The following is a 24,112-nucleotide window of genomic DNA, read 5'->3' as shown; positions in this document are numbered from 1 at the left end:
GCGGGCGCCGGGTGCGCCGCACGCCCGGCGAGAATCGGGCCCATGGACCGACTGCTGCACCTCGACCGCACCCTCGACGACCTGGACCCGCCCCGCTGGCCGCCCCCGCCCCCGGACGCGACCGGCCTGGTCCGCCGGGTGCACGCACTGCGGCAGATGCCGCTCGGCGCGCTCGGTCCGGCGGAGCTGCGCACGCTCGTCGCGCAGCAGGTGGCGCTCCCGTACGTCCTGCCGCTCGCCGTGCGGCTCCTGGTGGCGGAGCCGCTGCTCGACGCCTACTTCTACGAGGGGGACCTGCTGCTCGCCGTCGTCGAGGCGCCCGACCCGGCCTGGGCCCCGCTGCCGGACCTCGCCGTGCAGCTGGGCGCGGTGGTCGCGGCCCTGCCGGCGGAGGCGGTCGCCGAACTGCCGCGCGGGGCCGCCGGGACGCTCGCCCGCTTCGTCGCCGGGCCGGGTGCGCCGCCGCGCCGGGCGGGCCGGGCGGTGAGGTCCGCCCGCTGACCGGTGGCGAAAGGGTCGCCGGGCCGTTCGGGGTCCGGTGGCGGTCAGGGAAGGCCGGCGGCCTCGCGGTGGCGGGTGTCGAGGGCGGCCAGGGCGGCGGTGAGCTTGATCCGGTCGTTGTGGTCGGCGGGGTTGAGGCCGGTGAGGGTGGCGATGCGGCGGATCCGGTAGTCCACCGTGTTCGGGTGGACGTGCTGCCGGGTCGCGACGAGGCGGCGGTTCAGGTTGCTCTGCAGGTACAGCCGCAGGGTCGGCAGCAGGTGCGGGGCGTCCGCGACCGGGTCGAGCAGGGCCGCGAGGTGGTCGCGGGCGGCCCCGGGGCGGGTCAGCTGGTGCTCGATGAGCAGGTCGTCGAGGCGGTACGCGCCGGGCGGCCGCTGGAAGACCACGGCGGTGTCGCGGACCTCGGTGGCGAGCCGGGCGGCCTGCGGCACCCGGTCGGGCGTGCAGACCGCCGTGCCGATCGTCAGTGGCACCCCGGCGGCCCGGCTGAGATCGGCCACCGCCGTGTCCAGCCAGCGGCGGTCGTCGGCGTCCGCGGTGCCGGTGCGGGGGATCAGCGCGAGCCCCTCGTCGGCCGTCAGCCGGGCCAGGGCCGGGGCACCGATCCGCCGGTCCAGCTCCGCACGGAGCCTGCGGATCTTCCGGCGGGCCGCGACGGTGGTGTCGACGTCCTCGCGCAGTTCGTCGCGGTGGGTGCCGACGGCGAGCGCCAGGACGAGGTAGGCGGGCGGCAGGCCGGTGCCGGTGTGCCGGGCGGCGGTGTGGATGTCGGCGCCGGACAGGAGCGCCGCGAGCATCGTCTGCCGGGCGGCCCCGCTCTCGCCGACCTGGGCCTGCCGCTCCTCCAGGTACCCGGCGGTGACCTCGGCGACGGTGACCCGCAGGCCGGTCAGCAGCACCCGGTAGGCGGTGCCGACCTGGTCCGGCGGCAGGGACTCGCCGAGGAAGTCGACGCACACCTGCGCGCCCAGGTAGTAGGCGTCGACGACCGCCTCGACCGGGACGCCCTCCTCCGCCCGGCGGGCGGCCGAGGCCCGCTGGAAGGCCCGCCACTCGGCCTCCAGGGGCCGGCCGGTCCGCAGCGACTCGGCGATGCCGCGGATGCTCTGCTCGGTGACCCGGCTGACGTCGTGCTCCAGCTGTTCGGCGGGCAGCCGGGAGTAGACCGGCTGCTCGGTCAGCAGCCGGGCGGCGATGTCGGCCTTCAACCGGGGCAGTCCGGCCAGCAGCCGCTGCGCCATGACCGGCCCGATCGTCGGGTCGTGCGCACTGTCGATCATCACAACCGTGCCCTCCGATGCGGTGTGCGGCCCCGGTCGGCGGGGCTCGGTGGGCTGCCAAGGATAAGGGCACGCGGACGGTCGGGTGGTGTGCTGCGCCGCAGGCGGCGGCCCACGGCACTGCAGGTGGGCACGGGTGCCACGGGTCGGGCCGGGTTCTGTGACCCGTCACAACACCGGCCCCCGGAAGTCTGGGCGCGGGCCCGGTGCCCAGGTGCGGACCGCGGCGCGATGATGGAGGCCGGCGGAACCCTACTGGCCGGTAACCAGCTGGTCGAGGTGCTCGCCTTCGTCCGGCGGGTCACCGGGTGAGCGCCCCGCCCGATACCGCACCGTCCACCCGGGAACACAGCCACCGACAGGGAGCGTCTTGGCCCTCGCGAACCCCCGACCCAGCCGCTGCGCCACCGCACCGCCCGACGACGGCGCGCCGACCGCCGCCGCGCCGCTGTGGCTGGTCAGCATGCCGACCCGTTCGGCCGACCGCCGCGGCACCCAGAGCTTCGCCGTCCGCGGCCACACCCCGGCCCAGGCGGTCGCCGCCGCGGTGGCCCGGGCCGGGACCGACCGGGCGCTGCTCCGCCGCCGCGGGGCCGGGGTGGACGTCCTCGCCGCGCACGCCTCGCTCTGGACGCCGCTCTCCGGTTGGGCCTGATCGCCGGCCGGGCCTGCTGCGCCTGATTCCCGGTTCGCTTCCGGTTCGCTTCCGGTTCGGCCCGGCTTCGGCCCCGGCGCGGCCCGGTGTGGGCCCGGTGGTCAGTCTGCGGTGCCGAGGTGGACGGTGACCATGCCGACGGTGATCAGGGCGAGGCCCGCGACGGCGGCGGGGGACGGCGTCTCGTGCCGCAGCACGAGCCCGGTGAGGACGGCCCCGATCGTGCCGATGCCGGTGAAGACGGCGTAGCCGGTGCCGACCGGGAGGTCCTGGAGGGCGCGGGAGAGCAGGTAGACGGCGCCGACCATGAGGGCGAAGCAGAGCAGGGTCTGCGGGATCCGGGTGAACCCCTCGGTCGGCTTGATGGACTGCGCCCAGGCGACCTCGACGGCGCCGGCGGCGAGCAGCCAGATCCAGGGCACGGTCAGCCCTCCCTCGGGATGCGGTGGCCGGCGAGTTCCCGGCCCAGTTCGGCGGCCCGCTGGAGCGCGGCGGCCTCGGAGTCCAGGTGCCGGCCGCGGTGCTCGGCCAGGAGCGGGTCGACCAGCGAGTTGACCAGTTCGGCGGCGACGACCTCGCCGTCCTCCACCGCGTAGTGGCCGCGGAAGAAGTCGAGCAGGTAGCGGCCGTGGTGGTCGAAGGGCTCGCGCGGGGTGCCCGGTCCGTAGGCGCCGCCGCGCCCGGCGACGACGACGAACCTGCGGGGCGCGAGGACCATCTTCGGGAAGGTGACCTGGTCGATCCAGGCCTTGAGCGCGGCGGGGACGCCGAAGTTGTACATCGGTGCGCCGATCAGGACGACGTCAGCCGCGACCAGGTCGTCGAGCAGGGGCCGGACGACCTCCCAGGCCTCGCGTTCCGGCTCGGTGCGGACGGCCTCCGGGTAGCGCGCGATGTCGGTGATGCCCTCGCGCAGCAGGGTGTCGCAGAGGTGCGTCCAGCCCTCGCGTATCGGTGGCACGGGTGCGGCGGCGAGGTCGCGGTGGACGACCTCGCCGCCGCCGGCGTGGTGCCAGGCCGTGGTGAACACCGCGCCGAGGCGGCGGGAGAAGGAGTCGGTGCGTGCGCTGCTGTCCAGGTGCAGGAGTCGGGACATGGCGGGTTCGCCTCCGGGTGGGGTGGTCGGGCATGGGCGGGCCGGACGGGGAGCGCAAGTGGACACTGTGTCCGCTTGCCTCCGGGCAGCACTGTAGGCAGCAAGTGGACGATGTGTCCACTTGCCGCCTAGGCTTTGGGTCATGACCGAACTCCCGCTGGCCGACGGCCGCCCGCCGCGCGAGCGGGCCGACGCGGCCCGCAACCGCGCCAAGGTCCTGGCCGCCGCCGAGCGGCTCTTCGCCGAGGGCGATCCGACCGCCGTCACCATGGACGACATCGCCAAGGCCGCCGGCATCGGCCGCGGAACCCTCTACCGCCGCTACCCCGACCGCGCCTCGATCGCCCGGGCCCTGCTCGACGCGCACGAACGGGCCCTCCAGGAACGCCTGTTGGGCGGGCCCCCGCCGCTCGGCCCCGGCCCGGCCGGTGCGCCGCCGCCCGCGCCGGCCGACCGGCTGGCCGCCTTCTACGCGGCGATGGTCGACCTGCTGGAGACCCACGTCCACCTGGTGCTCGGCGCCGAGACCGGCGAGGCCCGCTACCGGACCGGCGCCTACGGCTTCTGGCGGCTGCACGTCGCCCACCTCGCCCGGCAGGCCGGCCTGCCCGACCCGGACACCCTCGCCGACCAGCTGCTCGCCCCGCTCGCCCCCGAACTCTTCCGCCACCAGCGCGCCGCCGGCCTCACCCCCGACCGCATCGCCGCCGCCCTGGCCACCCTCGCCCACGCGACCCTCGCCCCGCGCCCCCGGGCCGGATAGCGGCGTCGGACGAGCCCTGGCGGCCGTGCCGGCCCTCCTGCGCTCGTCGCTGCGCCGGCTCCCCGACGGCCGACCGGCCGACCACGTCCGGCCGAGGTCGAGGGACCTCGGCCGGACGTGGTCGGCGCAGACGCTGGGGTCAGGCCCGGCCCGCGGCCTGCTGGGTGCGGCGGGCCAGGGAGTCGATGACCACCGCGGCCAGCAGGACCGCACCCGTGATCATGAACTGGATGGCGTTGCTGAGGCCCTGGATGTTCATGCCCGACTGGATCGAGCCGATCACCAGCGCACCGAGCAGGGCCGACCAGGTCGTACCGCGCCCGCCGAAGAGGCTGGTGCCGCCGATGACCGCCGCCGCGATGGCGTTCATCAGCAGGTTGCCGCCGCCGGACGTCTGGCTGGCCGACTGGATCTGCGCGGCCAGGAAGAGACCGCCGATACCCGCCATGGTCGAGCAGATCGTGAAGACGCTGATCCGGATCCAGGAGACGTTGATACCGGCCCGGCGGGCACCCTCGATATTGCCGCCGAGCGCGAACACCTGGCGTCCGTACGAGGTTCGGCGCAGCACGAAGTCCAGGACGACGATGAAGATCAGGAAGATCAGCAGGGCCAGCGGGAGCCCCTTGTACTGGTTGAGCGTGTACGCCGCGAGGAAGGCGATGATCGCCAGCACGGCCGTCCGCAGCGCGATGTCCAGCGGCGGCCGGGAGGGCACCCCGGCGTTCCTGCGGCGGCGGGCGTCGAACAGCGAGGCGGCCAGGAACAGCGCGACACCGATGAACGCCGCGCCGTACGCGGCGATCTGCTGTCCGTAGATGGTGCTGTACAGCTTCGAGACGATGTCGTTGCCGGAGAGGTTGACCGTGCCGCTGGAGCCGAGGATCTGCAGCATGGCGCCGTTCCAGCCCAGGTTGCCCGCGAGGGTGACCACGAAGGCGGGCACCCCGACCTTGGCGAAGAACAGGCCCTGGATCAGGCCGACGACGGCGCCGCCGGCGATGGCCACGATCAGCGCCACCCACTCGTTCACGCCGTGGGTGACGTTCAAGACCGCGAAGATCGCCGCGCACAGGCCGCTGACCGAGCCCACCGACAGGTCGATCTCGCCGAGCAGCAGCACGAAGACGACACCGATCGCGATCATGCCGGTGCCGACGATCTGCTGCGACAGGTTGGAGAGGTTCTGCGCGGACAGGAAGCTGCTGTTGAGGCTGCCGAACACGGCCCAGATCACGATCAGGGCGAGCACGACCGGCAGCGAGCCGAGTTCACCGCTGCTCAGCCGGCGGCGGAACTCCCCGAGGTAGCCCTTGAGGCCCTCCTGCCGGACGATCAGCCGCGGGTCGACGGCCGGGGTGGCCTCGGGCGCCACCGGCACGGGGGCGTTGACGCCCCCGCGCGGCATGCTGTCCTCGGGCAGGGGGACGTGGCGGCGCTGCTCGCCGCCCGGCGTGTTGTCGCTCACTGGGAGCCCTCCGAACCGCGGGCCTGCCGGCGGGTCACCGCGTTGTCCGTGGCGCCGGTGATGGCCGAGATGATCTCTTCCTGGGTGGTGGCGCGCCGCGCGAAGACGCCGTTGTTGCGCCCGAGGCGCAGGACCGCGACGGTGTCCGCGACCGCCATGACGTCCGCCATGTTGTGGCTGATCAGGATCACGCCGAGACCGCGCTCGCGCAGCCGCTCGACCAGGTCGAGCACCTGCGCGGTCTGCTCGACGCCGAGCGCGGCGGTCGGCTCGTCCAGGATCACGACCCGGGGCGAGCCGATCAGCGCTCGGGCGATCGCCACCACCTGGCGCTGGCCGCCGGACAGCGAGGCGATCGGGATGCGGACGCTGGGGATGCGGATCGAGAGGGTGTCCAGAAGCTCCCGGGAGCGCTTCTCCATCTCGACCTCGTCGAGCACGGTGAAGCGCCGGATCTCCCGGCCCAGGAAGAGATTGCCGACCACGTCGAGGTTGTCGCAGAGCGCGAGGTCCTGGTAGACGGTGGCCACGCCCAGGTGCTGGGCGTCCTGGGGCCGGTGGATGGAGACCGGCTTGCCGTTCCACTCGATGACGCCCTCGTCCGGCTGGTGCACCCCCGCGATCGCCTTGACCAGGGTCGACTTGCCGGCGCCGTTGTCGCCGACCAGTGCGACCACCTCGCCGGTGTGCACCTCCAGTTCGATGTCGGTGAGCGCCTGTACGGCGCCGAACCGTTTGGATACCCCGCGCAGGGCCAGGACGGTCTCACCTGCCACAGTGACCAACTCCCTCGCCCCGCCCCCGGGGAGGGCGGGGCGGCTACGGATTCCAGGGGCCGGCCGGAAGGGGCGGCCGGGGTGCCGGCCGCAGCGGCCGGCACCCGAGGGGCGGTCCGGGGTCCCGGGCCGGGACTCCGGACGGTGCCGCGCTACGAGATGCCGGCGGCGGCGCAGGCCGCGGCGTAGTCGGCGGTGCAGATCTGCTGCGGGGTGTAGAGGCCGTCGGCGATCACCGTGCTCTTGATGTTGTCCTTGACCAGGACGATCGGGGTGATCAGGTTGGCCGGCACGGTGTTGCCGCTGCCGTTGGTCACCGTGACCGGCAGCAGCGCCGCGTCCGGCGTCTGCCCCTGGGCGTAGGCGACCGCGATCTGCGCGGTGGCGTCCGTCTCCGGCTTGAACGGCTTGTAGATCGACATGGTCTGGGTGTCCACCAGGATCCGCTGCACGGCGTCGAGCTGGGCGTCCTGCCCGGTCAGCGGCACGTTGATGCCCGCGGCCTTGAGGGCGGTCGCGATGCCCGCGGCCATGCCGTCGTTCGCCGAGTACACGCCCACCACGTTCGGCGCGCCGATCGCCGTGATCGCGGCGGCGGCCTCCTGGTTGGCGTTGTTCGGGTCCCAGTTCGGCGTGTCGTACTCCTTGCCGATCTGGAGCTTCCCGTCGATCGCGCGGTGCGCACCCGCCTTGAAGTCGGCGGCGTTGGGGTCGGTCGGCGAACCGTTGATCATGATGATCTGGCCGGCCTTGCCGCCGACCGCCCCCACCAGCGCCTCGCCCTGCAGCTCGCCGACCTTCCGGTTGTCGAACGACACGTAGGCGTCGACCGGGCCCTGCGCCAGGCGGTCGTACGCGATCACCTTCACGCCGGCGTCGTGCGCCTTCTGGACGGAGGACTGGATCGACTTGGAGTCCACCGCGTCCAGGATCAGCACCTTGTCGCCCTTGGTGAGCGCGGTGTCGACCTGGGTCTGCTGGGTCGTCGCGTTCTCGTTGGCGTTGTAGTAGTCGATCTGGGCGTTCGGCGCCAGCTCCTTGATCTTCTGCTCGATCAGCGGGCGGTCGAACTGCTCGTACCGGGTCGTCTTCGTCTCCGGCAGCAGCAGGCCGATCCTGATCGGCCCACCCGTCGCCGCCGTGCCCGTGGAGGTGCCGCCGCTCGACTCCTTGGCGCTGCCGCACGACGTCAGACCGAGACCGACCGAAGCCGCCGCCACCACCACGAGGACGTGGCGCAGACCGTTTCTCATGAGGATGCCTCTTCCGTTTGAGTCCACCCCCGTGGGTCCACCCCCGCTCCCGAGTCTGCGAACAACCGCAGCCCGGCACGATTCGGACTGTGCCGAACGGGTCACCCCGGTACCGTCGGGGCGGTTCCGGTGACGCTCGGTGACCGATCGCGTGTGGCGGCCGGCGCGCGGCGTGGGGCGTGCGGCGCGTCAGCGGCCGGCGGCCGGCGTCCGGGGTTGAGGCGCGCCCGCATCGTCGGCCCCGGACCACACACCCCGAGCCGCCCGGGACGGCTGCGCCCCGGGCCGGGCAAGCCCTAGCATGGCGGCGCCGGACCGCCCGGCCGCCCGGCCGCTGTGACCGCCCGGCCGCTGTGACCGCTGTGACCGCTGTGACCGCCGAGGAGAATGCCCGATTTCCGCCGACCTTGCGTCCCTGATCCGGGGCGCCGTGGACCTGCTCGACCGTCCGGAACTGCTCCCGCGGGTCATGGACGCGTACGCGACCAGCACCGTTGACGTCCTCGGCCGCCCGAGCGTCTGCCTGGTGGGGACGGCGGACGGGCCGATGGTCGTCTGGTCGGCCCTGGGGGAGTACGAGGAGTGGATGGCGGGCGCGCTCGCCGGGCCCTGCTTCGCTCTGCTCCTGGAGCCGCCGTCCGGGCACTTCCACGTCGGGCAGCCGGCCCTGGTGCGGGTGGGCGCACAGCTGCACCTCGTGGCCGAGCTGCGCCCCGAAGTCCTGGCGTCGGCGAAGGAGTTGGCCGCCGCGCTGGACGCCTACCTGGAGCGCCAGTCCCGGGCGCACGACCTCGTCACGGCCGCCCGCGGGTACTGACGGCCGGCGCCGGGCGCGCTGGTGCCCGCCTGCCCGGCTCTCCGGTTGTCCGTCAGCCCGCCGCCGGGTGCCCGGCCCCCGGCAGGTCGAGCAGGCCGAGGCGCGGCCCGCCGCCGTCCCCGAGCCGGCGGAGGAAGGCGAGCACGCCCGCGGAACCGCCCGCCCAGGTGGCGCTCGACCGGGTCAGCCCGGCATCCGGGAACACCGGGCGGGCGGGAGTGCCGCCGCTGCGGGCCAGGACGATCGCCGCGACGGTCCCGGCGGCGCTCCGGAACTCCTCGGCCCCGGCACCCGACCCGGACGCCCCGGCCACGTCCACCAGCAGATCGCCGACCCCGGCGAGGCCGCAGCACTGGGTGACCAGCGGCATGCGCGGCGCCAGCACGGTACAGGTGCGTGCGGCCTGCTGGGCGAGCGCCAGGTACTCGGGCTCGCCGAGCCGGTCGGCGGCGCGCACCAGCACCGCGCCGATCCCCGCCAGCCCGCGGCACCACGAGCCGTAGCGGCGGGTCGCCCCCGGACCGGTCGCCGCCGCGACGATGCCCGGCGTGCGGGCGGCGAGGTCGGCACAGGCCCGCCGGGCCCGGCGCAGGGCATCGGCGTCCCCGGTCGTGCTCGCGTACTCGACCAGGAAGTAGGCGACCCCCGCCGCGCCGTGCGCAAGTCCCTCGCGCAGGGCGGCACTTCCGATCCGGTCGGCGCCCGCGGGCGACAACCGGGCCCGTCCGGACGCCAGCATCCGGTCGCAGTCGGCGGCGACGGCCAGGTGGCGGCCGGCCTCCTCGGCGTGCCCGGCCGCGAGGGCCCGGCGGGCGAGCAGCAGGCGGCCGATGCCGATGCCGGCGACGCCCTCGATCACGTCCGCCTCCGGCGGCCCGCCGCCCGGTCCGCTCGTCGGCAGGACGGGGTGCTCGCCCCGTCCGGCGAGCGGGGCCGCCGCGGCCGCCAGGAAGAGTTCGACACCCGTCCGACCCGACCAGAATCCCGGCGACAGGCTCCGCGACTGGCCGGCCGTCCAGTGCGCCAGGGCGTCGACGGCGGCGCGCACCCCGGGCCGGTGGAGGTGCTGGAGGAGTTCCAGACCGAGCCCGGCGCTCCCGCCGTAGAGGTCGATCGGCGTCGGGACGCCAGCACGGTCGGCGACCACCGGATCGGCGATCCGGAGGGCCTCCTCGACGCAGTACGCGGTCGTGTGCTCGACGATCTCCTCGATCAGGCCGTCGTCCACCCGGACCAGGGAGGGGCGCCGCACGTCCGGCCCCGCCGCGGGCGCGCCGCTGCGGAGCCGGTCCGCCCCGGCGCCGCGCACCACCGGATCGGGGCTCGTCAACTCGGCGATCACCGCCCGGATCCACCGGTGGCCGTCACCCGGCAGCGCCCAGGCCAGCCCGTCGAGGGTGCGGTCCCGGCCGACCGCGCCGTCCGGGTCGACGACCACCGGATCCAAACCGGTGGCGGCGAAGCCCAGGGTGGCGCCCAACGCGTAGTAGTCGTCGGCGGGTTCGGCCGTCCCGTCGGCGCGCCGCACCGGGCCGCTGTACCCGGGCGTCGAACCGTCCGGCCCGGAACCGGCCAGCGCACTGATCCCGAAGTCGACGACGTGGCACCGGCCTTCGGCATCGAGCACCACATTGTCCGGCTTCAGATCGCGGACCACCACACCCCGCCGGTGGATCCCGTCCAGGACGTCGAGCAGGCGGCGGGCCAGGTCGGCGACCCCGCGCGGCCCGCTGCTGCCGTCCCGGTACGGCCCGTGCTCCTGGACGTCCCGCCGCAGGTCCCGGTCGCCGCAACCGGTCATCACCAGGTACTCGTCGGAGCGGTGGCGGAAGTAGTCGAGCGCGCGCGGCACCCCCGCGGCGGTGTCGAGCGCCGCCAGGACCGCCCGCTCGTTGCGCAGCCGGGTCCGGGTGTCCGCACCGGACTCGTCCTCCGCCACGAAGGCACGCGCCTGCTTCACCACCACCGGCAGCCCGGTGACCCGGTCGACCGCGCGGTACACATTGCCCTGCGGCTTGCGCGCGATCCCCCCGGTCACCCGGTAGCGCCCACCGCCCAACCCTGCGGCGCCGGAAGGACGTTCGCCGCGCCCGGCCCGCCCCTCGAAGGGATCCTCGGCCCACGGCGGGCACCGGTACGCCCCGCCGGCCAGTCCGTCGAAGACCCGGCCGTCCGGGCCCACCATCACCGACTCCAGCCGCCCGCTGCGCCCGGTACGGTAGTCGCCGGTGAACGGCCCGTAGCGGTAGTAGACGGGAGCCTGCGGATCGACCCGCCGGTCGCTGACGATCTGCGGGCCCTCCCGGCCGCGCAGTACGGCCACGAGCTCGTCGGCGACCTCGGTGACAGTCCCCGGCGCCGGGTAGACGGTGACCGCCTTGCCGACGGAACCCGCCCCCGGAACACCGGAGTTGATGTCCCGCAGGACCTCCGGACCGCAGGCCCACTTGGCGTGGCAGACATGGCGCGCCAGTACCGGCAGGACGAGCCCGACCACGGCGTCGAGATCCCCGGGGCGCGCCGAGACGTGCAGCTTCCAGCCGTGGTCCACCGCCGGCATCCGCGGATCGTTCAGGTACGACCAGGTGGCGTCGGACCACCCGCTGCGACCGGCGATGGACCCGGCCACCGTCAGGAGGTGAGGTCGCAGGCGAAACGCGTGGTCGCGGTCACCCAGGGATCGGCGAGGCAGGCCGTCGCCTCGTGGTCGCTGCGGTCGTCGTCCTCGAACGCAATGGCCTCGTCGTCGACCACCAGCGGACCGGCATCGCGGATCTCGTCGAGCATGGCTACGGGCATGTGACGCCTCCAGGTCTTGTCACGTGTCCGGCGAGTGCGCGGATTGCGGTCGCCGAGGACCACCGCACCGGGTGGGGCCGGGGTCCTGAACCTCGAAGGTAGGTACGAATGATCGGCCTGACAAGAGGTCAGAACGCATGAGCATTACAAAATCCGCACATCCGTGGAGAGCCGGTGTGCGGCCGTCCGGATCACGGTCGTTCATGACCGACGAGGCACTCTTGTCGCGCCCGGACCACTCGTGGACACTGCCGCCATGGCGACCGTCGAGGCGATCTACGGGCTGATCGGAGTGCTGGGCGGAGCCTCGATCGGGGCGGTGGGCACCGGGCTCGTCCAGCGGTCCTCACGCAAGGCCGGCGAATCGGCGGAGCTGCGGGCGCAATCGCTCCGGAGCACCCAGGTCGCCCTGGAAGCCGCGGCGGCCGCCCGCGTCGCCACGCGCTCCTGGGCCCTCCAGACGGAACTCGTGATCCAGAACCTCGAATCGGACCGTGAGACCGACATCGACGCCTACGACACCACCGTCCGCGAGCTGCTGGACGTCCTCACCACTGCGCTCTACCGCCTCACCTCCCTCGACGGGGTGAAGCTCGTCGCCGGCGGACCGGGGCTGCCCGCCACGAACGCCCGGCACTCACTGACCGAAACCAGTACCCTGATCCGCCGGGTGCTACTGCAGCGAGCCGCCCAGCGGCCCCCGGAACACGACCTAGCGGAACTCCGCACCAGGGCCGAGGCCGCAGCCGAGGCGATGAACCTGCTGCTGGTGCGCCAGACGGAAGACCTGCGGGGAAGCCCCCTTCCTGTGGGCTACGGATACCCTGTGGCCGCGGCACCCTCGTGTCCGGGCGACGACGACTTCATGCCGTTCTGGTTCGCCGTGCCCGTCGTACGCCCACTGGTCGGCGAACGCGGCGGCTCCGAGCCGGTCTCCGAACTGACCCCGGGCACCTGGTACCTCGCCGTGGGAAGTGCGGGTGACGGCCTGGTCGTCCAGCTCCAGGACGGACGCCGCGGCGTGCTGAAGGACGCGTCCGGCATCCAACGGGGCTGATGCCGGACGTCGTTGCGCCGCACCCGGGGTGCCGCACCGCTCACGGCAGAGTGCGCAGCATGACCGCGTAGCGGGGGGAGTCCGCGAAGGGCTGGCGGAATCCGATCCGTCGGTAGTCCCAGGACTCGTACAGGGCTTGGACCCTGGGGTGGTCGGGGTCGACCAGGAGGACGGCGAGGGCTTCGTCTTGAGGGTCGTCCACGCAGACCTGCGCACCTCCCTGGGCGGCTGCTGAGCGGCTCCGTCGTGGTCAGGCGGGCCAGGAGGGGGCGGTGTCGGCGCCGGGGCAGCAGGTGCTGTCCTCGTCGTCGAGGAGGCGCAGGCAGGTGGTGCAGATCCAGTCGGGGTCGCCGTCGTAGGGTTCGCTGATGGTGACCGTGGTGGCGGTGTTGGCGCGGACGACGAGTTGCCAGAGGTCGCCGGGCTCCTCGCCGCTGGCGTCGACGGTGCCGTCGAGGACGTGGTCGAAGGTGAACTCCTCGAAGCCGGGCCGGCCCTGGGCGGCGGCGCCGGGCTTGAGGAAGTGGTCGACGAGGTACTGCATCCACTCTGTGGCGAAGGAGAACTTCTCCATCTGGTTCCACTCGATGGCGCTGCCGTCGTCGGTCGGTTCCCAGCTGCACCAGAGCCCGGGCTGGCCCTGCGGCGGCAGGTTGGCGTCGTGGACGTCGTCGGCACCCTTCGGCCGCCGGCCGCGGCCGGCGGGTTCGTAGCCGGGCCCGCCGACGTAGTACGGGCCTGCTGCGCGGTGCATCCGGCGGGTCCGGGCGAAGTCGCGCAGGTAGGTGCGTTCGGCCTGGTTCAGGGGCGGCCGGACGGCGATCCGGCCGGTGAACTCGGTGTGGTAGCCCATGGTGGACGGCTCCTCGGGGAGGGGGCGCCGGTGCGGCGGCAACCGCCGGCCGGCTGCGCGGATCACCCTAGGGCGCGCGTCCGACAGGCCCGGGGCCGCCTCCCCGCCCGGCCGCCCGGCGGGCGGGGCGGGCGGCCGGGCTCAGCGGCGGGCCAGGTAGGCGGCCGCGGTCTGCCGGAGCCGCTGGTGCACACCGCCGAACGGCCGTGCCGTGCCGAGCAGTTCCGCGCGCAAGAGTGGCCCCGAAAGAGTCGGGGGCGCCCTGTGCGAGGGGGAGGGGGAACGGCTCCGGTCAGCGCCCCAGAACGGTGAACCCGAGGCCCTCCGCGCGGGCGAGGTGCACCCGGTCGCGGCGGGCGCCGTGCCCACCGTCCCGCAGCCGGCCCGCCGCCGCCCGCAGGCCGTCCGCCGCGAGTTCGGCCCGCTGCCCCAGCGCCGCCACCAGGTGCAGCCCCTCGTACAGGCCCTCCGCGTAGGCGTCCAGCACCGGCGCGTACGCCCCGAACAGGGCGCGGTGGCGCGCCGCCAGATCCAGCCGCCACTCGTCGGTCAGCGAGGTGAAGGACGGCATCGTCGCGTACAACAGGCCCGTGTCGTCGCCCCCGCAGGCCAGCAGGCCGTTCTCCTCCAGCGCCGCCGACAGCCGGACCAGCCGCCGGTCGAGGCCCGAGCGGCGCAGCGCCCGGTTGAAGTCCACCAGGTCCCGCCCGATCAGGCTCAGCAGCACGGCGTCCGCCCGCGAGGCGCGCAGCGCGTCCACCAGCGGACCGACCTGCCCGGCCACCGCCCCGCACGGGATCCGCCGCTCCAGCACCACGGCGGCCGGCGTGCCCGCCACCCGCGCGGCGGCGGCCCGGTGCACGGCGCGCGGCCAGATGTAGTCGTTGCCGATCAGCGCCCAACGGCGCAGCCGGTGCCGGGCGGTGAGCCGTTCGACCTGCCCGCGCAGCTGCCCCGCCGGGTCGACGCCCGTGCAGAGCACACCCGGCAGCCGGGCCCCGCCCTCGTGCGGCGGCGTGTAGACGTACGGCAGCCGGCCGCCCGTCACCGCCTCCAGCGCCCGGTGGACGTCGCTGGCGTGACAGCCCGCGACCACGTCGACCGCCCCGGCGTCGGCGAGCCCCCGGACCTGCGCCGCCACGGCCGCGGGCGCCGCCCCGCCGTCCACCAGTACCAGTTCCACCGGCCGCCCGCGCACCCCGCCCGCGGTGTTGACCTCGTGCGCCGCCAGCAGCGCCGCGTCCAGGGCGGACGGTCCGGTCAGGCCGAGGACGCCGGACTGCGGCACCACCAGCGCCACCCGCAGGGCGGCCGGGTGCGGCCCGCCGTGCAGGGCGTCCAGCGGGTCGAGCAGACAGGCTTCGAGGCTCACCCGAGCGAGTATCGTCGTGCCGACGGTTCCGCGAAGGGGTTTCCCGGGGAAGGGATGGCGACATGTCCGCAGGCAGCCCGACCGGGCGACCGGACACCGCGGTGGCGGTGCCGGTGGAGGCGGCGGCGGAGGCCGTGGTGTCCGGACCGCTGCTGATCGAACTGCTGACCGTCGCCCAGCGCCGGCTGGCCCGCGGCCTGGCGGGCCTCCTGGAGGAGGAGGGCTGCACCCTCGACCAGTGGCGGGTGATGCGCGCCCTGGCCCCGGACGGTGACGGTACCGACGAGGGCGGCGGCGGCCGGACGATGGGCGACCTGGCCCGTGCCCTGGTGATCCCGCAGGCCAGCCTCAGCCGGGTGGTCGACGCGCTCGCCGACTGCGGCTGGGTGTACCGCCGCCAGTCGGACACCGACCGCCGCCGGATCACCGCCCACCTCTCCCGCCAGGGCCGTCGCACCCTCGGCCGCCTCGACGCCCTGGCCGCCGCCCACGACGCCGCCGTCCGCACGGCCTGCGCCACCGACCCCGCCCCGGCCCTCGCCGCCCTCGCGGGCCTGACCGCACCGGTGACGGCCGACCGCTGAGGCGGTGGCGCCCCGGTCCGCCGGCTTCGGCGGTGTCGACACCGGACGGGCGAACCGCCGCACCGAACGTCGTCACCTCCCGTACGGCGGAACGTCGGCACCTCCCGTGCGGCGGAAGCGGAGGACCGTTCCCGTGCCCCGCTGACGGGCTCAGACGGTGATCGCGTTCAGCGCGGCGGTCCGCGGCCCGCTGTCCGGGGCGTACTCGGCCCACGCCTCCGCGAGTCTGCGTACCGCCTCCGCAAGCATGTCCGGCGGGAGCAGGAAGTGCAGTCGCAGCAGGCGGGTGCTGCCACCGAGGGCGTCCATCGTCGAGCCGGGGAGCACCGCCACCCCGTGGCGCAGCGCGACCTGGGCGAACGCGACCCCGTCACCGTGCGGGAGCCGTACCCACAGCGTCTGGCCCCCCTCGGCCGGCCGGCAGCTCCAGGAGGGCAGCCGCCGGGCGAGCTCGGCGCGCAGCCTGTCGTGGCCGGCCCGCAGTTCCCGCCTCCGGCGGCACAGCGACTGCTCGAAGTCCTCCAGGAGCCGGACCGCGACCAGCTGCGCCGGAACGTCGCTGCCCAGGTCATGGATCGCCTTCAACCGGGCGAGCCGGGCCACCAGCGGGACCGGGCCGCGAACCCAGCCGATCCGCAGGCCGCCCCAGACCGCCTTGCTGAGCGAGCCGACGGCGATCACCCCGGAGCCGTACGAGGACAGCGGCGGCTGTTGCGGGGCGTCGCCGAAGCCGAGGTCGGTGAGCACCTCGTCGTCGACCAGCGGCACCCCGTACGCCTCCGCCGCTTCCACCAGGCGCCGCCCGGGCAGCGGCGGCAGGACCGTGCCCGTCGGGTTCTGGAAGCGGGGGTTGACGTAGGCGAGGGCCGGGCGGTGATGTTCCATCACCCGGGCCGCCTCCGCCACGTCGAGTCCGTCGGCCCCCACCCGTACCGGGTACGGCAACGCCGCCGCCTCCCGGAACAGGTCGAGTGCCCCGGGATAGGTCGGCGCCTCCACCAGCACCCCGTCGCCGGGCGCGAGCAGCAACCGGGTGAGCAGCGAGAGGGCCTGCTGGGCGCCGGTGGTGACCAGGATCTGCGCAGCGGAGGTCGGCACGCCCCGCCGCTCGTAACGTCGCGCGACCGCCTCGCGCAGCGCGGGCAGGCCGGCCGGGTGGTAGCCCAGGTCGTCGCCCGGAAGGACGAGCTGCCCGTACGCCTCGGTGAGACCGGGAGGCGGACCGACGGGTGCGGCGCAGCTCAGGAGGATCACCCCGTCCTGGCCCGAGGGATCGAGGAGGTGCAGGAACATCGGGTTGGAGGTCTCCGTCACCCGCGGCGCCGCCGGCGCCAGGACCGCCGGCGCCACGCGCGTGCCGCTGCCCTGGCGGCGAATCAGACGCCCCTCGTGGCGCAACGTCTCGTACGCCGACACCACCGTCGTACGCCCGACCGAGAGGGCGGCGGCGAGCCGTCGGTCCGGCGGCAGCAGCGTGCCCGGCGGCAGCCACCCCTCGTCGGTCAACTGCCTCAGCCGGGTGGCGAGGAGGATGTACAGCGGTCCCCGGCCGGCCGACCAGCGGCCGAGCCGGGCGACCAGGTCGTCCATCGTCATTGGCTCCATCGGCAGACCAATCTGCCGGGATTGGTCCTGTCACCGCAAGTCCTCCGTTCGCAGACTGGACGTCATGACCACCGGCATCCGTCCTTCCGCAGCCGTGCACCCCTCCGCCGACGCCCACCCCTGTGCCCCGGCACCTCACCCCGAAACCCTCGCCGTCCACCCCCCGCAGCCGGAGATCCGCGGCAGCAGGCCGCTCGGCGTCCCCCTCCACCAGGGGCACGTCTTCGCGTTCGAAACCGCCGACGCCATGGCCGAGGCCTTCGACTCGACCGGCACCTTCGTCTACAGCCGCCTGGGCAACCCCACGGTCCGCGCCCTGGAGACCGCCGTCGCCCGCCTGGAGGGAGGCGCCGCGGCGCTCTCGTACGCCTCCGGGATGGGCGCCATCAACGGCGTCCTGCTCGCACTGCTCTCCGGCGGCGCCCACGTGATCGCCCAGCGCTGCCTCTACGGCGGCACGTACGCCCTGCTCGCCGACCTCACCGCCCGCTGGGGCGTGGAGGTCACGTACGTCTCCGGCGACGACCCCGACGAGGTGCGGGCCGCGCTGCGCCCCGAGACCCGGCTGCTCTACCTGGAGACCATCGCCAACCCCACCACCCGGGTCTGCGACCTGCCCGCCCTGATCGGCGCCGCTCGTGAGGCCGGCGTCCCGACCGCCGTCGACAACACCTTCGCCTCGCCGTTGCTGTGCCGGCCGATCGAGTACGGTGCCGACATCGTCGTGCACTCGGCGACCAAGTACCTCGCCGGTCACGCCGATGTCCTCGGCGGCATCGCCGTCTTCAAGGACGCGGAGATGTACCGCGCCGTCCGCCACTACGCGGTGGAACAGGGCGCCACCACCGACCCGTTCGCCGCCTGGCTGACCCTTCGCGGTCTGCAGACGCTGCCGCTGCGCATCGAGCGGCAGTGCGCCAACGCCGCCGAGCTCGCCGCGCGGCTCGGCACCCACCCGGCGGTCGCCGCCGTCCGGCACCCCTCCCTTGCGAGGCACCCCGACCACGAGGTGGCGGCCCGGTTGCTGCCCAGGGGCGGCGGCGGGGTCGTCTCCTTCGACCTCGTGGGCGGCAGGGAGGCAGGCCGGACCTTCGTGGCGGGGGTCCGCCTGGCTTCGCTCAGTGCCTCGCTCGGCGACGTGAAGACCCTCGTCATGCACCCCGCCTCCACCTCGCACCGCCAACTCGACGCGGACGCCCTCGCCGCGGCGGGCATCGGACCGGGAACGGTCCGGCTCTCGACCGGGATCGAGCACGTCGAGGACCTGTGGACGGACCTCGATCAAGCGCTGCGGGCCCTGCCCGAGGCCAGGTAGGCCCGGTCCGCGACGGCCGGCGGCCTGAGCCGCGAGCCGCGCACCCGTGTCACCGACCGCGGCGGCGGCGGTGCGGCCGCCCGGCTATCCGCCCGGGCAGGCGCTCGCGCAGGGCCGATGGGAAAATCGGACCGACGGAGGTTCCGGATGGATCACGACACCGCCGAGGGTCCCGCCGCCGGCCGCAGGGACGGCCGGGGCTACCGCTACACGCCCGACGCGACCGCCGAACCGCCCGCCGAGTTCGCCCGCGCCGCCGCTGCCGCCGTCGACCGGGACTGCCGGGTGACCGGCTGGTCGGCCGCCGCGGAGGAACTGCTCGGCTACCCGGCGGAGGACATGATCGGCCGGCCCCTGACGTCGCTGCTCGTGCACCCGCCCGGGGGCGCCGGCCGGCCGGCCCCGGAGGAGCGGTCCGGCGTGGTCGAGGTGCGGCACGCCGACGGCTGGCCGCGCCGCCTGGGCGTGCGCCGCTGGCCCGTCCGGGCGGACGCCGGCCCGCCGTCGGGCGCCCTGGTCGTCGCGTACGACCTGACCAGCGCGCCCTGGTGGGAGGCCAACCGGTCGCTGCTGGAGCGCCTGCTCGCGCGTTCCCCGGTCGGCATCAGCATCCTCGACACCCGGCTGCGCTTCGTGTGGGCCAACGAGGAGCTCAACCGGCTCGGGGGAGTGACCTCCGAGCAGCGCATCGGACGCACCTTCGCCGAGGTCCAGCCGCTGATGGACCACGTCACGGTGGAGGCCGCGATGCGCCGGGTGCTGGTGACCGGTGCGCCGGAGATGGACCTGGAGTTCACCGGACGGGTCCGCCGGGACCCGCGGCGCGCCCACGCGACGTCCGCGACGATCTTCCGGCTGGAGGACGGCGCCGGGCGCGTCCAGGGCATCTGCATGATGGTCGTCGACGCCACCGACCGCTGGCTGTCCAAGCAGCGGCTGGCCCTGCTCAGCGAGGCCGGCGAGCGGATCGGCACCACCCTGGACGTCCGGCAGACCGCCCAGGAGCTGGCCGACTTCGGCGTGCCGGCGATGGCCGACCTGGTGGTCGTCGACCTGCTGGACGCGGTGCTGACCGGCGGCGAGGTCGCCCCGCTCTCGGCCGACCGCTCGGCCGTGCTGCGCCGGGCGGCCCACCAGTCGGTCCGCCGCGGGGCGCCGGAGACCGTGGTCCGCGTCGGCGAGGAGAGCCACTACGCGCCGGACTCCCCGATGGGGCACTGGCTCACGGACGGCCGGGCCCGGTTGGAGCGGGTGATCGGCACTTCGGAGGACGGCTGGCTGCGGCACGACCCGGACCGTGCCGAACAGGCCCGCCGCTTCGGCATCCACTCCCAGATGATCGTGCCGCTGCGCGCCCGCAACACCACCCTGGGCACCGTCACGTTCCTGCGCAGCGTGACCGCCGACCCCTTCGAGGAGGAGGACCTGGAGGCCGCCCAGGCGGTCGTCGACCGGGCGGCGCTGAGCCTGGACAACGCCCGGCGCTACACCCGCGAGCACCGCACCACGCTCGAACTGCAGCGCAGCCTGCTGCCGAGGGCCACCACCGGTGCCGGGGTGCAGTGCGCCACCCGCTACTTCCCGGCCGACCCGGAGGCGGGGGTCGGCGGGGACTGGTTCGACGTGATCACGCTCTCCGGCGGCCGGTTCGCGCTCGTCGTCGGCGACGTGGTCGGCCACGGGCTGGACGCCGCCGCGGCCATGGGGCGGCTGCGCGGCGCGATGCTGGCCCTGGTCGACATGGACATGCCCCCCGATGAGCTGCTGGCCCATCTCGACGACCTGGTGCTCACCTTCATCGAGGACGACCCCTCCGCCGACGGCCGGGTCGCCAACACCCTGCTCGGCTCCACCTGCCTGGTCGCCGTCCTCGACCCGGTCGCCGGCCACTGCGCCCTCGCCAGGGCGGGCCACCCGCCGCCGCTCGTCCTCGACCCGGCCGGCACCGCCCGCTTCCTCGACCTGCCCGCCGGGCCGCCGCTCGGGCTCGGGGCCGTCCCCTTCGAGGCGGTCGAGGTCGCGATGGAGCCCGACAGCCTGATGGCGCTGTACACCGACGGCCTGCTCGCCCGTACGGACCCGGACCCGGTGGCCGCCATGGAGCGGCTGCGCACGGCCCTGGAGCAGGCACCCGCCGGACCGGAGGCGGCCTGCGAGGCCGTGGTGGCGGTGCTCGGCACCGGCGGCGAGCAGGACGACGCCGCCCTGCTGGTGGCCCGCTGCCCCGTGGTGCCCGCGGACCGGGTGGCCACCTTCGACGTGCCGCAGGCCCCCGCGGCCGTCGCCGGGATCCGGGCCGCCGTCACCCGGCAACTCGCCGCCTGGGGCCTGTCGGCGCTGGACTTCAGCACCGAGCTGATCGTCAGCGAACTCGTCACCAACGCCCTGCGCCACGGCCGCCCGCCCGTCCGGCTGCGGCTGATCCGGCACGCGGTGCTCACCTGCGAGGTTGCGGACTCCAGCAGCACCGCACCCCGGCTGAAGCACGCCCGCACCACCGACGAGGGTGGCCGGGGCCTGTTCCTGGTCGCCCAGTTGAGCCGCCGCTGGGGCACCCGGCACCTGGGGGAGGGCAAGGTGATCTGGTCGGAGCAGGAACTGCCCTGACCCCGCCCTGCCCTGACGCCCCTGCCCCTACCCCTGCCCTCACCCCTTGCCTGGTCCCGTCCGGCGCCCCGGAGCGCGGTCAGGCCGGGAAGGTCCAGCGCTGCGCCGCGGTGCCGTTGCAGGTCCAGAGCTGGACGGGGGTGCCGTCCCCGGTGTTGCCCCAGGTGACGTCGAGGCACTTGTCGGAACGCGGGTTGCGCAGTTCGCCCGCCGCCGTGCGGACCCACGTCTGGGCCTCGGTGCCGTTGCAGCCCCACAGGTGGATGCGGGTGCCGTCGACGGTCCCGGCGCCGGAGACGTCCAGGCACTTGCCGAGGGCGCGCACGGTGCCGTCCGGCCCGGGCGTCCAGTGCTGCGCCCCGGTGCCGTTGCAGGTGTAGAGCTGGATGCGGGTGCCGTCGGCGGTGGCGGCGTCGGCGACGTCCAGGCACTTGCCCGCCGGGCCGTGCACCGGACCGGCGGGCGGCGACCGGTGGGCGACGAAGTCGTCGACGTCGAACAGCGCCCCGGCGCCGCCCGTGAAGACCAGGTACAGCGCCGTGGTGCCGGCCGGCCCGTTCCGCAGCGGTACCTCGATCTCCCGGAAGGACTCCCAGCTGCCGGTGACCGGCACGGCGGCCGACCCGAGCAGCGGGCCGTCCGGCGACCCGGTGCGGACCTCGACGGTGCCGCCGGCGCCGGCCGACGAGGCCCGTACGGTCAGCGAGGCGACGTCGGAGAGCCGGTAGGGGGCGAGCGAGATCCAGTCGCCGTGGTGGACGTCCCCGACCGTCCGGCCGCCGTGCGCCGCGTCGTGGGCGTAGACGGTGATCCCGGACGAGCCGGACCAGTGCTCGGCCTGGCGGTGCGTCGGCTGGGAGATCGCCTGGTCGCGGCCGGTGAGGGGCGGCTGGCCGGGCGCGCCCCCGTCGGTGTACTCGGCGTCCCAGACCCCGAACACGTTGGCGTTGGGATCGTGCTCGCCGTCGGCGATCGTCTGCACGGTGCCGCTGCAGCCGGTGGCCGAGGTCTGCGGGTGGCCGTGGCTGTCGTGGCCCAGGATGAAGGAGACCCGGACCCGGGAGCAGTCGATCGCACCGTCCTCGGGGTCGCTGACGGTGACGCGGTACGGCACCGCCTCGCCGGGGTCGATGACGCTGCCGTCCGCGGGCAGCTCCAGGGTGACCGTCGGCGCGGTGTTGCCGACCGTCACCGTGGCCCCGGCCGAGGCGGTCAGCCCGGACGGGCCGGTGACCACCAGCCGTACCTGGTACCGGCCGTTCGCCGCGAAGGTGTGCGACGGATCGGCGGCCGTCGAGCCGGCGCCGTCGCCGAAGTCCCAGGCGTAGGCCAGCGGGCCGCCCCCGGGGTCGCCCGAACCGGCCGACGAGAACGCGACGGTCAGCGGCGCCGTCCCCGAGGTGCGGTCGGCGGAGACCCGGGCCGCCGGGGGCAGCGCGTCGGAGCGGTACTCGATGCGGTACAGCGCCGAGTTGGCGTCGCCGCCGAAGTAGCCGGTGCCGTAGTCGAGGACGTAGAGCGCGCCGTCCGGCCCGAAGGCCATGTCCATCACCTGGGTGCCCTGCCAGGGGAACGGCTCGATCGACCGGACCGACCCGTCCGGCGCCTGCCCGATCCGCTTGATCCACCGGCGGCCGAACTCACCGGCGAAGAAGTCCCCGTCGTACTCCCGCGGGAACTTCACCGCCGAGGTGGAGGCCGGGTCGTAGCGGTAGACCGGCCCGGCCATCGGCGACTCGGAACCGGTCCCGAACTCGGGCACCGAACCGCCGTCGTACGGCAGCCAGGCCGGCTGCGCCGGCGGGAGCTCGGTCAGGCCGGTGTTGTGCGGCGAGGTGTTCCGCGGGGCCGCGCAGTCGAAGGGCCGCCCGGAGCCGCCGGTGGCGAAGTCGTAGGCGGTGTACGGGTCGTTGCGGCCGGTGCAGTACGGCCAGCCGAAGTTGCCGGCCCGGGTGATGCGGTTGAACTCGACCTGCCCGGCCGGCCCGCGGGCGGGCGAGGCGGTGCCGGCGTCGGGGCCGTAGTCGCCGAGGAGGACGGCGCCGGTGGACCGGTCGACGGACATCCGGAACGGGTTGCGGAAGCCCATCGCGTAGATCTCCGGACGGGTCCGCGGGGTGTTCGGGGCGAACAGGTTGCCCGCGGGAATCCCGTACGAGCCGTCGGCGTTGACCTTGATCCGCAACACCTTGCCCCGCAGGTCGTTGCTGTTGCCCGCGGTCCGCTGGGCGTCGTAGGCCGGGTTGCGGGAGGGCCGCTCGTCGATCGGCGTGTAGCCGTCCGAGGCGAAGGGGTTGGTGTCGTCGCCCGTCGAGAGGTAGAGGTTCCCGGCGGCGTCGAAGTCCAGGTCACCGCCGACGTGGCAGCACATCCCGCGGGTGGCGGGCACGTCGAGGACCTTCCGCTCGCTCGCCGGGTCCAGGGTGCCGTCCGTGCGCAGCACGAACCGGGAGAGCCGGTTGACACCCTCCCAGGGCGCGAAGTCCGCCGCACTGCCGGTGGCGGGGGCGTCGCCCGCCGGGGTGGACAACCGGGGCGCGTAGTAGAGGAAGACGAAGCGGTTGGTGGCGAAGTCCGGGTCGACGGCGACCCCTTGGAGGCCCTCCTCGTCGTGCGAGTAGACGGGCAGGCTGCCCGCCACCCGGGTGTCCCCGGCCGGGCCGGTCAGCCGCAGCGTCCCGTCGCGCGAGGTGTGCAGCACCGAGCGGTCCGGCAGCACCGCCAGCGACATCGGCTCGCCGACCTCGGCCTCGCCCCTGGCCAGCGCGACCTGCGCGAAGTGCGAGGCCCGGCTGTGGGTCGGATCGTCCGGGTCGTCGTGCGCCGCGGCCGGCGGTGTCAGGCCGGTTCCGGCGGCCAGGAGCAGGCCGGCGAGGACGGTGGACAGGCGTCGGACGACAGGGGTCCGCCGACTTCGGGTCTGCATGCACTGACTCCCGCAGGGACGAGGGGGCGACTCTCGTCGGGACCGTAGTGCCTACATCCCGTGCGGAACAGCTGTTTGACGGATCGTCTACCGAGCGATGCGCTTGTTCAGGACAATGTTCGCCCCCGCCTGCTCAGCGTGATGACGGCGTCGGTGAAAGCGAGTTGATCGTTCGTCAATTCTCGTGGCGTACAACAGGTCGATGGAGGCGCAGAGTTGGGGCGTCGTCCTCGGGGGGTTCGAGACTGCTCGGCCCCCCGCCGACCTCGCGCAGCAGCCCCGACGTCTCGCCGGCGTCGAGCTTCCGCGGCGGGGTCACGGCCGGACCCGGGCGGTGGGCGGTCGTCCTGGTGTCCGTGCGGGACTCCCGCGTGCCGCAGGG

20 protein-coding genes and 1 pseudogene are annotated in these 24,112 nt (G+C 74.7%); 8 read left to right on the top strand and 13 right to left on the bottom strand.

The window, feature by feature from the left end:
• Nucleotides 1–42 precede the first annotated feature (42 nt).
• On the top strand, nt 43–501 hold the full coding sequence (locus ACWGB8_RS19010) for a contact-dependent growth inhibition system immunity protein (protein WP_452214654.1): 459 nt from the start codon (nt 43–45) through the stop codon (nt 499–501).
• A gap of 44 nt (nt 502–545) precedes the next feature.
• On the opposite strand, the gene ACWGB8_RS19005 is transcribed toward ACWGB8_RS19010, so the two are convergent.
• The gene (locus tag ACWGB8_RS19005) at nt 546–1,784 is read right to left on the bottom strand and encodes a PucR family transcriptional regulator (RefSeq protein WP_452214653.1); all 1,239 of its coding nucleotides are present in this window, start codon (nt 1,782–1,784) and stop codon (nt 546–548) included.
• 370 nt (nt 1,785–2,154) lie between these two features.
• Between ACWGB8_RS19005 and ACWGB8_RS19000 the strand changes: the two genes are divergently transcribed.
• Nucleotides 2,155–2,439, top strand: a complete 285-nt coding sequence (locus ACWGB8_RS19000) for a hypothetical protein (RefSeq protein WP_452214652.1) — start codon at nt 2,155–2,157, stop codon at nt 2,437–2,439.
• Nucleotides 2,440–2,540: 101 nt separating this feature from the next.
• Here ACWGB8_RS19000 and ACWGB8_RS18995 read toward each other — a convergent pair whose 3' ends face one another.
• Both ACWGB8_RS18995 and ACWGB8_RS18990 read right to left on the bottom strand, forming a co-directional pair.
• Nucleotides 2,541–2,861, bottom strand: a complete 321-nt coding sequence (locus ACWGB8_RS18995) for a DMT family transporter (RefSeq protein WP_452214651.1) — start codon at nt 2,859–2,861, stop codon at nt 2,541–2,543.
• 2 nt (nt 2,862–2,863) lie between these two features.
• The gene (locus tag ACWGB8_RS18990; RefSeq protein ID WP_452214650.1) at nt 2,864–3,535 is read right to left on the bottom strand and encodes an FMN-dependent NADH-azoreductase; all 672 of its coding nucleotides are present in this window, start codon (nt 3,533–3,535) and stop codon (nt 2,864–2,866) included.
• A 142-nt stretch (nt 3,536–3,677) separates the two neighbouring features.
• Between ACWGB8_RS18990 and ACWGB8_RS18985 the strand changes: the two genes are divergently transcribed.
• Nucleotides 3,678–4,298, top strand: a complete 621-nt coding sequence (locus tag ACWGB8_RS18985) for a TetR/AcrR family transcriptional regulator (protein WP_452214649.1) — start codon at nt 3,678–3,680, stop codon at nt 4,296–4,298.
• A 139-nt stretch (nt 4,299–4,437) separates the two neighbouring features.
• On the opposite strand, the gene ACWGB8_RS18980 is transcribed toward ACWGB8_RS18985, so the two are convergent.
• The 3 genes from ACWGB8_RS18980 to ACWGB8_RS18970 form a co-directional block, all read right to left on the bottom strand.
• Nucleotides 4,438–5,706, bottom strand: coding sequence for a sugar ABC transporter permease (locus ACWGB8_RS18980; RefSeq protein WP_452214659.1), 1,269 nt, complete (start codon nt 5,704–5,706; stop codon nt 4,438–4,440).
• A 56-nt stretch (nt 5,707–5,762) separates the two neighbouring features.
• Nucleotides 5,763–6,542: an ATP-binding cassette domain-containing protein gene (locus ACWGB8_RS18975; RefSeq protein WP_452214648.1), complete on the bottom strand. Its 780-nt coding sequence runs from the start codon at nt 6,540–6,542 to the stop codon at nt 5,763–5,765.
• Between the two features lie 152 nt (nt 6,543–6,694).
• Nucleotides 6,695–7,795 (bottom strand): substrate-binding domain-containing protein, encoded by a 1,101-nt coding sequence (locus tag ACWGB8_RS18970; protein WP_452214647.1) that lies wholly within the window; start codon nt 7,793–7,795, stop codon nt 6,695–6,697.
• 430 nt (nt 7,796–8,225) lie between these two features.
• Between ACWGB8_RS18970 and ACWGB8_RS18965 the strand changes: the two genes are divergently transcribed.
• Nucleotides 8,226–8,612, top strand: a complete 387-nt coding sequence (locus tag ACWGB8_RS18965; RefSeq protein ID WP_452214646.1) for a hypothetical protein — start codon at nt 8,226–8,228, stop codon at nt 8,610–8,612.
• A gap of 52 nt (nt 8,613–8,664) precedes the next feature.
• On the opposite strand, the gene lanL is transcribed toward ACWGB8_RS18965, so the two are convergent.
• Both lanL and ACWGB8_RS18955 read right to left on the bottom strand, forming a co-directional pair.
• Nucleotides 8,665–11,241, bottom strand: a complete 2,577-nt coding sequence (gene lanL / locus ACWGB8_RS18960; RefSeq protein ID WP_452214645.1) for a class IV lanthionine synthetase LanL — start codon at nt 11,239–11,241, stop codon at nt 8,665–8,667.
• Nucleotides 11,242–11,243: 2 nt separating this feature from the next.
• Nucleotides 11,244–11,411 (bottom strand): SflA family class IV lanthipeptide, encoded by a 168-nt coding sequence (locus ACWGB8_RS18955; protein WP_452214644.1) that lies wholly within the window; start codon nt 11,409–11,411, stop codon nt 11,244–11,246.
• Between the two features lie 256 nt (nt 11,412–11,667).
• Here ACWGB8_RS18955 and ACWGB8_RS18950 point away from each other — a divergent pair, with 256 nt between their 5' ends.
• Nucleotides 11,668–12,468, top strand: coding sequence for a hypothetical protein (locus tag ACWGB8_RS18950; protein ID WP_452214643.1), 801 nt, complete (start codon nt 11,668–11,670; stop codon nt 12,466–12,468).
• A gap of 40 nt (nt 12,469–12,508) precedes the next feature.
• Here the strand turns inward: ACWGB8_RS18950 and ACWGB8_RS18945 are convergent.
• The 3 genes and pseudogenes from ACWGB8_RS18945 to ACWGB8_RS18935 form a co-directional block, all read right to left on the bottom strand.
• Nucleotides 12,509–12,652, bottom strand: a pseudogene (locus tag ACWGB8_RS18945) (GNAT family N-acetyltransferase); the annotation flags it as partial.
• Between the two features lie 66 nt (nt 12,653–12,718).
• Nucleotides 12,719–13,321, bottom strand: a complete 603-nt coding sequence (locus ACWGB8_RS18940; protein WP_452214642.1) for a hypothetical protein — start codon at nt 13,319–13,321, stop codon at nt 12,719–12,721.
• Between the two features lie 292 nt (nt 13,322–13,613).
• Nucleotides 13,614–14,693, bottom strand: a complete 1,080-nt coding sequence (locus ACWGB8_RS18935) for an ABC transporter substrate-binding protein (RefSeq protein ID WP_452214641.1) — start codon at nt 14,691–14,693, stop codon at nt 13,614–13,616.
• A 62-nt stretch (nt 14,694–14,755) separates the two neighbouring features.
• Between ACWGB8_RS18935 and ACWGB8_RS18930 the strand changes: the two genes are divergently transcribed.
• A complete protein-coding gene (locus ACWGB8_RS18930; RefSeq protein ID WP_452214640.1) occupies nt 14,756–15,277 on the top strand; it encodes a MarR family winged helix-turn-helix transcriptional regulator in 522 nt (173 codons plus the stop codon).
• 150 nt (nt 15,278–15,427) lie between these two features.
• Here ACWGB8_RS18930 and ACWGB8_RS18925 read toward each other — a convergent pair whose 3' ends face one another.
• Nucleotides 15,428–16,873: an aminotransferase-like domain-containing protein gene (locus ACWGB8_RS18925; protein WP_452214639.1), complete on the bottom strand. Its 1,446-nt coding sequence runs from the start codon at nt 16,871–16,873 to the stop codon at nt 15,428–15,430.
• Nucleotides 16,874–16,946: 73 nt separating this feature from the next.
• On the opposite strand from ACWGB8_RS18925, the gene ACWGB8_RS18920 reads away from it, so the two are divergent.
• Together ACWGB8_RS18920 and ACWGB8_RS18915 are read left to right on the top strand one after the other, a co-directional pair.
• Nucleotides 16,947–18,197, top strand: coding sequence for a trans-sulfuration enzyme family protein (locus tag ACWGB8_RS18920; protein ID WP_452214638.1), 1,251 nt, complete (start codon nt 16,947–16,949; stop codon nt 18,195–18,197).
• Nucleotides 18,198–18,344: 147 nt separating this feature from the next.
• A complete protein-coding gene (locus ACWGB8_RS18915; RefSeq protein ID WP_452214637.1) occupies nt 18,345–20,804 on the top strand; it encodes a SpoIIE family protein phosphatase in 2,460 nt (819 codons plus the stop codon).
• Nucleotides 20,805–20,883: 79 nt separating this feature from the next.
• Here the strand turns inward: ACWGB8_RS18915 and ACWGB8_RS18910 are convergent, their stop codons facing one another.
• Nucleotides 20,884–23,730 (bottom strand): PQQ-dependent sugar dehydrogenase, encoded by a 2,847-nt coding sequence (locus ACWGB8_RS18910; RefSeq protein ID WP_452214636.1) that lies wholly within the window; start codon nt 23,728–23,730, stop codon nt 20,884–20,886.
• Nucleotides 23,731–24,112 lie beyond the last annotated feature (382 nt).

Source organism: Kitasatospora sp. NPDC054939, assembly GCF_053610105.1.
This window is presented reverse-complemented; position numbering and strand designations above follow the sequence as displayed.